The sequence below is a fragment of the Sulfuricurvum sp. RIFOXYD12_FULL_44_77 genome, from assembly GCF_001830725.1.
Classification (GTDB): Bacteria; Campylobacterota; Campylobacteria; order Campylobacterales; family Sulfurimonadaceae; genus Sulfuricurvum; species Sulfuricurvum kujiense_A.
This window is the reverse complement of sequence record NZ_MIBU01000243.1, coordinates 1-9,778: the sequence shown is the minus strand read 5'-3', so window position 1 is coordinate 9,778 and position 9,778 is coordinate 1. Positions and strand designations below refer to the sequence as shown.

Annotated in this window: 11 protein-coding genes; all 11 read right to left on the bottom strand. The window is 40.0% G+C overall.

All coding sequences use genetic code 11. From position 1 onward, the window contains the following. A partial coding sequence (locus A2517_RS08670) for a flagellin B (protein WP_294896127.1) occupies positions 1–1,119 on the bottom strand: 1,119 nt, incomplete at its 3' end. Between the two features lie 98 nt (positions 1,120–1,217). After that, positions 1,218–1,865: a hypothetical protein gene (locus A2517_RS08665; protein WP_294896126.1), complete on the bottom strand. Its 648-nt coding sequence runs from the start codon at positions 1,863–1,865 to the stop codon at positions 1,218–1,220. Positions 1,866–1,879: 14 nt separating this feature from the next. Next, positions 1,880–2,920 carry a type II secretion system F family protein gene (locus A2517_RS08660; RefSeq protein ID WP_294896124.1) on the bottom strand — a complete coding sequence of 347 codons (1,041 nt, stop codon included), beginning with the start codon at positions 2,918–2,920 and terminating at the stop codon, positions 1,880–1,882. Further along, on the bottom strand, positions 2,910–4,472 hold the full coding sequence (locus tag A2517_RS08655) for a GspE/PulE family protein (RefSeq protein WP_294896122.1): 1,563 nt from the start codon (positions 4,470–4,472) through the stop codon (positions 2,910–2,912). Before A2517_RS08655 ends, A2517_RS08660 begins: the two co-directional genes overlap by 11 nt. A 41-nt stretch (positions 4,473–4,513) precedes the next feature. After that, entirely contained in the window at positions 4,514–5,008 is a 495-nt protein-coding gene (locus A2517_RS08650) for a Tfp pilus assembly protein FimT/FimU (protein WP_294896120.1), read from the bottom strand. A gap of 8 nt (positions 5,009–5,016) precedes the next feature. Further along, the gene (locus A2517_RS08645; protein ID WP_294896118.1) at positions 5,017–5,586 is read right to left on the bottom strand and encodes a type II secretion system protein; all 570 of its coding nucleotides are present in this window, start codon (positions 5,584–5,586) and stop codon (positions 5,017–5,019) included. 142 nt (positions 5,587–5,728) lie between these two features. After that, positions 5,729–6,289 carry a prepilin-type cleavage/methylation domain-containing protein gene (locus A2517_RS08640; RefSeq protein WP_294896116.1) on the bottom strand — a complete coding sequence of 187 codons (561 nt, stop codon included), beginning with the start codon at positions 6,287–6,289 and terminating at the stop codon, positions 5,729–5,731. A gap of 200 nt (positions 6,290–6,489) precedes the next feature. Continuing rightward, positions 6,490–7,050 (bottom strand): hypothetical protein, encoded by a 561-nt coding sequence (locus A2517_RS08635; protein WP_294896115.1) that lies wholly within the window; start codon positions 7,048–7,050, stop codon positions 6,490–6,492. A 51-nt stretch (positions 7,051–7,101) separates the two neighbouring features. Beyond that, positions 7,102–7,545 (bottom strand): hypothetical protein, encoded by a 444-nt coding sequence (locus A2517_RS08630; RefSeq protein WP_294896113.1) that lies wholly within the window; start codon positions 7,543–7,545, stop codon positions 7,102–7,104. Further along, positions 7,532–8,326, bottom strand: coding sequence for a hypothetical protein (locus tag A2517_RS08625; protein ID WP_294896111.1), 795 nt, complete (start codon positions 8,324–8,326; stop codon positions 7,532–7,534). Before A2517_RS08625 ends, A2517_RS08630 begins: the two co-directional genes overlap by 14 nt. Before the next feature lie 2 nt (positions 8,327–8,328). After that, positions 8,329–9,778: hypothetical protein (locus A2517_RS08620; RefSeq protein ID WP_294896109.1), on the bottom strand; the 1,450-nt coding region annotated here is incomplete at its 5' end.

The following is a 9,778-nucleotide window of genomic DNA, read 5'->3' as shown; positions in this document are numbered from 1 at the left end:
AAGACCGGTTTGTGCAACACCGTTACCGCTGCTATCGGTCATTTGAACACCTTCGAGCTTAACACCCTCAACGGTATACTGTTGATAATCGGCTCCTGCATATGCGGTACCCATAGTTGAACGTGTATTTAACGCTGCGGTATATGTACCTGCGGCAAGTCCAGAAGCTGCCGATATTGTAATTTGCCCCAGTGACTGACTGATACCAGTAATGGTTCTTGTTACTGATGCCAATGAATTCGATATAAGAATTGTATCTCCTACAGCAAACCCTGTTATATCACTTGTACTAAGTATGGCTAATGACAATGATGCTACATTTATTTTAGAAATATCTTCTGCTGCATTGGCAACGATTGAAATGGTTGCCCCTGCTGTAATAGACTTAGCTAATGCCGTATCAATTTTAATTGTTTGAGTAGCAATATCCAAACCGGTCAGCTTGACATTTCCAACACCATCAATACGGATGGTATCACCGACTGCTAATCCGGTTGCAGTTGAGAGTGCTGCTACTGAAAGAGTAGTTGCTCCAAGGACATTGGTTGCACCTGCTGCAACTGCAAAAGTATTTCCTAATTGAGAAATATCTTGACGTTGAGAGATCGCACCGACTGCAAGACTTTGGGTATTAGCGATAGAAGTTTTGATTGATTGGTTGCTATATGCTCCAACTTGGAACTCTTTGTTAGAGAAAGTACCTGACAACAGTGTTTGACCGTTAAAGGTAGTTGTTTTAGCAATATTGTCCAATTGCTCGATAAGACGGTTAATATCTTTTTGAATCGCTTCGCGAGATGATGCCGTTTGAGAGTCAGAAGCAGATTGAATCGCTTTGGTTTTGATGGTATCGAGGATTTTTACCTGCTCATCCATCGCTTTATCGGCAGTTTGTACAATTCCTACCGCATCATTGGCATTTGAAATTGCTTGACCGAGCGAGTTGGCTTGAGAACGGAGTGAATCGGCAATTGCCATTCCAGAAGCATCGTCTGCCGCTTTGTTAATACGAAGACCCGAACTGAGTTTAGAGAGGGAATCGTCCAAACTACGGTTATTCATAGTTGCGTTTGTATGTGCATTCATTGCACTAATATTGGTGTTAATTCTGAAACCCATGATAAATCCTTTTATCGCAAGAGCATTTTGCTCTTAAGTTAGTTCAGCGTCCTTGCTGTTATAAACTATATCGGAAAATATACTAAAAGGTTTAATGGTTAGGGAGAAATTTGTATCCAACTGGTGGTATTGATGTCATAAATTTTTGTTACGTTAGTATCACGTAGAAATAAGATGGTTCCATTAATAGGTGAAGTTGGAAGTGGGTCCGTAGAAAGTGCCACGATTGCACTGTTATAACCGCGTGTTTGGGTGGCAACTTCCGAGCCGTTATAGAGTTTTAAGTGGTTGGTTTCACCAATTCCAATTTCGAGCATAATGTCATCGTTTTGTGCTATTGAGTCATTTTCATCCGTATCTAATATACCGTCTTCTCCTCGGCTGATAAGACGACCTAACACATTGAGGTTAGGAGATATTTGGACTTTTGTATTGGCATAGGTTGAGTTATTGTTATCGGTACCGTAATCATACGTAGCATAGAAAATATTTCTTCCCCATGCATCTTTTCCTAAACCTATGACTACCGGAACCGTAGAATTTACCTCTTTAAGCAGTTCAAAATAAGAGTCATTATCCGGATTTGCTGCGGCGTTGAGCAAACGGCTCCGGATGACTTCAATCATTGTTTTACTGTTTTGTTGTTTGAGGGTGTTGCCTTGTATAAGGGTATAATAGCCCATTGTCGCAAGAACAGCGGCAAGAATTCCAGCCATTATGATAGCGACCATGACCTCTACTAGCATAAATCCTTTTCTCATTACGCTCGTCCTGCTTGGTTGATAACCTCTTGTTGTATCAAAACTTGAGTCAAGACAATGGTAAAAAACTCGACGAATACAGCAAAGGCTAACAATAAGATAGCCATTATCGTGATGATACGAAAAAACTTGGTTGCCATGGTGAGAGCATTCAATCGTGCTCGGTCTGCAAATTGTCCTAACATATCACTCAATTGCGCGACGTTGCCTGCTCCGGCGAGTAATTGCTGTTCAATATTTTCGAAAAACGGGATAATCCAGAAGTTCTTTTCACCTCGGCTCACTTGGGATAAAATACCTTCAAACTGTCTTGCTATATGGGGTACGAGGGTGCTGTTTGCAGCAGTTTGAAAGGCAATTTTTAAGGAAACCCCATTTTTTAACATTTCACTGAGCAAGCTCAGCAATATGAATTTTTCAAAATACTCAATAATTTTTGAAGCCATAGGAAGATGAGAAGCCGCTCGTTTAGCTAATCCTTGTATTACTTCTGTATAGCTAAAGAGGGCTATCATCACAACAAAAAAATAGAACGAAAAGAGAAGAAGTCCGCCAAAAAGAACATTGCTTAACACTTCAGCCATATTTAAATGCTCCACGATAACTTCATAAATCTTAGGATCATACGTTTTGGCTTCGGATAAATGAAAAGGGACAGCAAAAAAACGGACAAAAATGATAATAATGGCGGTCAATGAGAAATAGATTAAAGGGAGGGCTATTTTGTCATTTGATTCTTGGTGAAATTTATTTTTGATCTCTAGATAATTTACGACCGATTTTAGAGTTTTAACAAACGATCCCCCTTTTTCCGCCATAGCTACAAACTGAATAATATCGGGGGAGGGCGAGACATATCGTTCTACTGCTTTTGAAAAAGAGGCACCCTCTTGTATGGAGCGGGTAATATTTTCATAGGCAGTACGTTCATCTTTATTTTCCGTTGTGTTTTGTAGCAATGTTAATGCGTTGGTGAGACTTTTACCGTTTTCCAATGATAGCTGAAGGGTTTTTAAGAGGGTTAGGATATCAGGTTTCATGGACGTATCCTAATGACAACAATTCACTGGAAAGCGTTTCATAATCACACAATCCCATTTCAAACAGATAAGCGGCTGACTGAAAATAGCTAAACGTGATGAAATGCTCCCACGCTTTGAAAACCGTACTATTTTTAAGGGCAAGGTAAAATTGATAACGTACTTTCATGTCTCCTGGGATGAATACCATATCCATGAGTAATGCTCGTCCGCTGTAGCCGGTAAAATTACACCGTATACATCCTCCTTTTTCAAAGCCATGATTTTCTGTTGCGAAAAATGTTTTTCCATCTTCGACGCTACATGGCTGTTTGCAGGTACAAAGCTTTGGAATAAGGCGCTGTGCGACGACACCGCTGAGTGAATAGGCAAGGATAAAAAGATCGCCCCCCTCATCACGGATACGCTCCATCGCCATGAAACTGTTTGGGGTATGCAGTGTTGAGAAAACCATATGCCCACTGTGCGCGGCTTTGAGTCCCGTGAGGATCGATTCACGATCACGCATTTCCCCGATAACGATGACGTCAGGATCTTGACGCATAATCGATTTCATCCCTTCGGCGAATGTAAAACCACTGGCATCATTAATCTGATACTGGGTAACGAAATCGATTTTGTATTCGATCGGGTCTTCAATGGTGTAGATAATCTCATGGAGTCGGTCACGCTGGTTTAAAATTGCATTAAGGGTTGTTGTCTTTCCGCTTCCGGTAGGACCTACAACGAGAAAGAAGCCGCTCGATTGGTTGACGAAATGGTGCACGTGCTCTGACATCGGGTGGCTTTTTGGAAAGAGTGAATTGAGAGATTTAATATTAGTGGATTTGTCTAAAATACGTAATACGATATTTTCTCCATACTGGGAGGGGGCAATCTCGATACGAAAATCGATGGTGCGATTTTCGTATTCACGTGAAAAACTTCCCCCCTGTGGTGCATAAACATTAATCATATCGATATTACAGCGCTCTTTTATAATCAGGGCAAAGCGTCCCGCGAGTTCATGATTGAGAAGGTAGCGAGCTACGATTTTTCCGTCAATTCGATAGCGAAGCCAGTAAAACGATTCGTAGGCATTGATATGAATATCACTGGCAGAACGCTGAATGCCGTATTCGAGGAGCATTTCAAAAATATCGATAACTTCATCTTCACCGTCATCCATGGCATTGAACTGCTTGATTTTACGTTCAATACTTTCAGGATCAACACGAAGAAGTGCCGTATATTTTTGCTGAAATTCCCGTACGGGGATATTTTTTTGTTCAACTTTTTTGTGTACTTTTTGGCTGAGTTCGGCAAGACGCTTTTCGCCCAAAAGTTCTTTACGTAAAATTTTAAGGAGATCATCGCGCTCTTCGGCAATGACCATCTCATACTCTTTCATGAGTTCAAGGTTATACGTTTTAGAAGACTCTTTTTTTTGGATAAAGTGATGGGAAAGTGCAATATCGAGAAGATGTTTTTTTATGCCGATTTGCTGAAAATAGTATTGCTCTTTTTGGCATACTTCAAGCTGTTTTGGCGTTAGTATCTTCTTGATGTTCATTAGGTACTTTTTGGTTTAATTATAACACAAAAAGTCAATAATCAGCGTGATAGGTAAAATTTGAAGGTTGTAGAGGTGGCGTTTGATTCCAATGTCGCTTGTTGAGAAGTGTAATTAACGATAAGTTTCTGTAGAGCTTCGTGTTGAGTAGAATTGTTTTCTGCAGTTGTGATAACGTAGAATTCACTTCCTGTTTCAGTTGCCCTGTAGGGGGTAAACCCGCTTGGTGGAACGGGGACGAAACCATTTCTTCCGCCATTTAAGGGATAAGGCATTGTTGTATTGCATTCGAGTTCAGTTAAAAGTGAATTAGATGCATCTGTGGAGGTATTGAGCTCTTTTGGAAACTGTTCTGAGAGGCTTTTACACTGAAAAACCATTGATTCTATCAAATTGATGTGTGATTGAATTGTAGTTTTATATTGCAACTTTTTTACGGTAAAAGTATTGAAATAAAAATATCCAAGACTTCCTAGCAAACCTGCTAGGAAGATGGTAATAGCCAGTTCAATCAGTGTAAAAGCTTTTGAATACAAATGATACCTTATTTAAGAATGACGATCCAATGTTTATTTGATACATCTGTATAACAGAATTCATCATATAAAGCGGCATTGGCTGAAAGACTTCCAAAATCACTATTGTTCGTCGCATTATACTCTATACTATTATTAAGTTCATGATTGAAAATAGCACAATAAACATCATCATCTTTTAAAGTTGTATAGCTAGTTCCATTGAGATCAATTGGGAACGTAAATCCTGGTCGGCCATTTACAATTGAAGTGTTTAATTCCCACCCAATAGATGTCATTTCGCTAATATCACGTGGAAGACTTCTAAGAATCATTACGTTAGAAGCATTGAAATCACTCAAATTGGCATCAGTCGGAGAAACTCCCATTTGCGCTAAATAAACATCGTAAGCACCTGAGAGTTGATATGCTTGATCCATTAATGCCGCGACGCGCGCTTTTTTAGCAGTCAAATCGATGTTAAATAGACTTTTATAATAAAGCATGGCTATCGTCGCTAACACGCCGAATAAAATGACGGCAATCGTCATCTCAACTAAAGAGATACCCTTTCTCATTCCTTGGTAGGGCTTTTTCATGTCAAACTCCTTTTATAACACGGTATTGTACGATATCGGCTATAAATAAAAAAAGTTTAATGTTTTGAAATAAAGGTGAATGGAAGCTCTTGCCGCAATGGGCAAGAAAGGATTCATGACAGAGAGTGGATAGTGAAAATAGTTACGGTAAGGTAACAAAAATAGTGTAAGTTCCAGCAGTTCCGGCGCAGAAGTTTAAAATACCTGCAGCAAGATAGCCATCGACTGTTCCCATATTCTCACCGGCACTGACGTTGAGTTCTGTGATAGAGGTGTTAAAGTCACGGTTCCACAATTTACAATACTGCTCATCCGAAGTTGCTGATTGGTTTGCATCAACAGCAATCGTGAACGCTTTTTTGGTATATGTCGTTGAGATAGAGGAATTATATTCCCATCCGGTATCATTGGTAATTTCAGTGATTGGAATCGGAAGACTTGTCATAATGCGTGTAGCAGTAGCATTTAAATCTGATGTTTGATTTAAATCACCGTATTCGACAGTATAGATTTTATACGCATCGGAGAGTTGTTTTCCTTGCTCCATTGCCGCAGCAACACGTGCTTTCATCGCCTGAAGTTCAGTACTAAGATAGTTTTTACTGTATTTAAGACCGATAGTCGCCAAAGCTGCGAATAAAATAATCGCAATAATCATCTCTACGAGAGAGATACCTTTTCTCATTCTTGTGGTATGTGCCATTGTGCATCCTTTATGTTGCGTGACTTTGAGTTTCAAACTGCAAAATCGGTTTTATGATGGGAATCTTTAATTTAGTAGCAAAAAGCAGTCCAATTTGGCAATTATAAGAGTATGAGATTTTAAAAGGAAGAAAAAGCAGTTTGAATCTCTCCCACACTAAAGGTGGGAGAATAGATTCATGACATGAAAAAGTTAATCGATTATGGCAATGTAACAAAAATAGTGTAAGTTCCAGTTGTACCTGCACAGAAATTCATAATTCCAGCTGCAAGATAGCCATCGACTGTTCCCATATTTTCACCGGCACTGACGTTGAGTTCTGTGATAGAGGTGTTAAAGTCACGGTTCCATAGTTTACAATACTGCTCATCTGATGTTAATGAATCGTTTGCATCAACAGGAATTGTGAACGCTTTTTTAGTATACGTAGTTGAGATTGAAGAATTGTAATCCCAAATTGTATTTGTGGTAATTTCACTTACCGGAACTGGAAGGTTTGTCATAACCATAGATGCAGTAGAGTTCAAGTCTGATGTTTGATTTAAATCACCGTATTCGACAGTATAGATTTTATACGCATCTGAGAGTTGTCTTCCCTGCTCCATTGCCGCTGCAACACGTGCTTTCATCGCTTGAAGATCGGTATTGATATAGTTTTTGCTATATTTAAGACCGATAGTCGCCAAAGCTGCGAATAAAATAATCGCAATAATCATCTCTACGAGAGAGATACCTTTTCTCATTCCTGTGTACTGTTTCATTGTGTATCCTTTTTTTTGATCTGCAGTTCTTTGCCCGCTCGATCGGTTTTTTTAATTTGGAAGCTTTAACACATAAGGATGGATGACGATAGAAAATCCAAATTCATCCCCTGTGCACCCTTGTCCTATACAGCTGCTGACTAATTCAACGTCATCGTTTTTGACAACATCCAAGAGCCGTTTCAATAGTAAGTATGAATAGGTGTCATGAATGCCTCCTTGGATAATTAATTTTCGTTTGTCGATCTTTACTTCAGCATTCATATCCAATTCTTGAATCATTGCTTCGTATTGATCATTTTTAGTACGCAGAACATCACCTTCTGCATACACAGCAACTGGCTGCTCAACGGCAGTTTTTAAAGCACTAAAGGTCTTCACCTCTTCGGCTACCGTTTTGTTCTCGTAGACAATATCGAGAAAATAGAAGTATGTTGCGACTAAGATTGTTACTAAAATAACAACAAAGAGACCAACAAGACTATATTTTTTCATTACAATACTGCACGATGCCCTGAGCAACGTCTTCCTTTATAATTTCTGCTTCTGGTGGTAACAACCTGACAAAAGCGTTGAGGTTTGGTGTCACCACCTCAGCACATAAGCTATCATCACGATAGCTTATCTGCTGAAGGGTGGACTCCGTAGATTTTGTCATCTCCTCAATTTTCTCCAGTTCGCGGACGATGTCCACTTTTTTGGTCATAGCAAACGATGTCTGGCAATTTTCACTCACCAACTGTTTATACTCTTTAACGAGTGCATCCCTATTAGTAAGATTGATCTCGGTCGCATTTAAATAGCCATATCCCGCATACAAAATTCCCGAGGTGACAACGACGGTACAAGCAATCAAAAAGCTGCCGATCCGCGTTTCTCTACGCTCCTTATCAAGATTGAGCGAGACGAGTTTGTCCCCTTTGGTATTGTCAGCATAAAGAGTTCCATAACCTCGTTCTGTCGCAAATTCTTCGGGTTTGTCAAGAATGTAGTCGATGATTTTGTCATCTTCGAGTACTACTCCGACGTTTTTATAATCGAGCTCAAAAATAATGACGCTTTTGCCTTGATTTTTGGAAGCAAGAACGAGAATATTTTCATAGTCAAGTTTCTCTCTAGGAAGAAATGCGACGTAATTAATTCCATCTGAGTGTTTTCTTAACGAGACTTTAACGGCAGCAGAGTCAAGATCACTGCGTGCGAGGCGATATACCTGCGTGCGGATATTGTCTATATCACTGTTAAAGTTAAGAGATCCAGCTGTAAAAATTGCCATGATTATTTCATCACATACTTGATTACACGAGGGGTAACAACGATAACCATCTCGCTTTTTGTACTGGAAGTGTGACGAGCTCCGCCCACTACACCTGCTGCGCTATCACCCAGACCCGGAAGCCCGCTCCATCCTTTATCGCTTTTGTTGCGGAAAAGACCGGAGATGACGATAGGAACACCCGGCTGAACACGCATGGTGTTATTGATAGCTTTAGTGACAGTTTGAGGTTGAGAAAATTTATTTCCATTAACTTCAAATGAGGTATATCCTACGATATCATTGATTTTGAGACCGATATCGGTGATAACGGTTCCATCAAGCATATTGGATTTAAGGTTGATCTCTAAGCCGCTGAGTGCCATTGCGCTGGTGGTAGAAACCTGAGAAGTTCCATTACCGACAGAGGTATTTTGAATACCGCTGATGTAAGGTGCTTCGATACCGTCGGTCAGCTTCACGTTGGTTCCGGCAAGCCCCAAAAGTTTTGGTCGTTGGACACTTTCAACTTTTCCAAAATTTTCCAGAGCATTAACGAGAGCTTTTCCGTTGTAGTTATCATTTTTCAAGATCATCCCAAAAGTAAGCGGAGCGGCAGATGTGCCGGCTGAGCCTAGTCCTGCCGCGGCAGAAGCGACAAAACCGATACCGTTTTGTGCGAGTGTAGGGACAAGACTCCAATCTATTCCAAGGGCATAATTGTCTTTGAGCTCGACATCGTAAATTGAAATTTCATACTCGATAACATAGAGATTGTTACGAAGTATTTCAAGATATTTCATAATATCGCCGTACTCTTTTTCACGTGCTGAAAAACTGACCGAAGAGGTGATGGCATCTGTGGTGACATTGCTTGCACCCATAGATGAGATACTTGATTTAAGGATTTCAGGAAGGCCGTTTACGGAAGGAATTTTAAGCGTTACAGTTCGCATATTTCCTAGATAAAAGGTATCATCATTATAAAGAATGCTGAGTTTATCACCAACGGTTTTTTGAAGTACCTTTCCGAAAGAGATGTTGGAAGCAGAAAGGTTAATGTTAGTCTCGGAAAGTAGATAATCATTTTTCCCTGAGTATGCATTATTAGTATTTGTACTTCCTACTGCAGTGTTGTTATATCTATTGGAGTTTACGGACTCAGCCTGAAGTTGGAAAATAATATTCTCATTCGTCGCTTCAGTCAGTAACGCAATGACATCGCTGAGTTCCGCACCCATTATTTTAGCCCGTTTGATGATCTCTTTATCGGGAATAATTTGAGGTTCAATATTAAAATTATCGGCATTGACTTCGACGATTTGCATTGCCGGCTCGGAGCGTTGAATTTGAGTAATATTGTTATCCAACTCCTTGAGCTGCATTTCCGGAGTAAGCGTCTCTTTTTTACTGGCGACACTGCATCCGCTCAATCCTAAAAGGACGACAGCAAGTATAAGGGAACGCATTATC

Coding starts and splice junctions, on each gene's coding strand:
- A2517_RS08665 (WP_294896126.1), bottom strand. CDS start 1,865: ATGCTAGTAGAGGTCATGGTCGCTATCATAATGGCTGGAATTCTTGCC.
- A2517_RS08660 (WP_294896124.1), bottom strand. CDS start 2,920: ATGAAACCTGATATCCTAACCCTCTTAAAAACCCTTCAGCTATCATTG.
- A2517_RS08655 (WP_294896122.1), bottom strand. CDS start 4,472: ATGAACATCAAGAAGATACTAACGCCAAAACAGCTTGAAGTATGCCAA.
- A2517_RS08645 (WP_294896118.1), bottom strand. CDS start 5,586: ATGAAAAAGCCCTACCAAGGAATGAGAAAGGGTATCTCTTTAGTTGAG.
- A2517_RS08640 (WP_294896116.1), bottom strand. CDS start 6,289: ATGGCACATACCACAAGAATGAGAAAAGGTATCTCTCTCGTAGAGATG.
- A2517_RS08635 (WP_294896115.1), bottom strand. CDS start 7,050: ATGAAACAGTACACAGGAATGAGAAAAGGTATCTCTCTCGTAGAGATG.
- A2517_RS08630 (WP_294896113.1), bottom strand. CDS start 7,545: ATGAAAAAATATAGTCTTGTTGGTCTCTTTGTTGTTATTTTAGTAACA.
- A2517_RS08625 (WP_294896111.1), bottom strand. CDS start 8,326: ATGGCAATTTTTACAGCTGGATCTCTTAACTTTAACAGTGATATAGAC.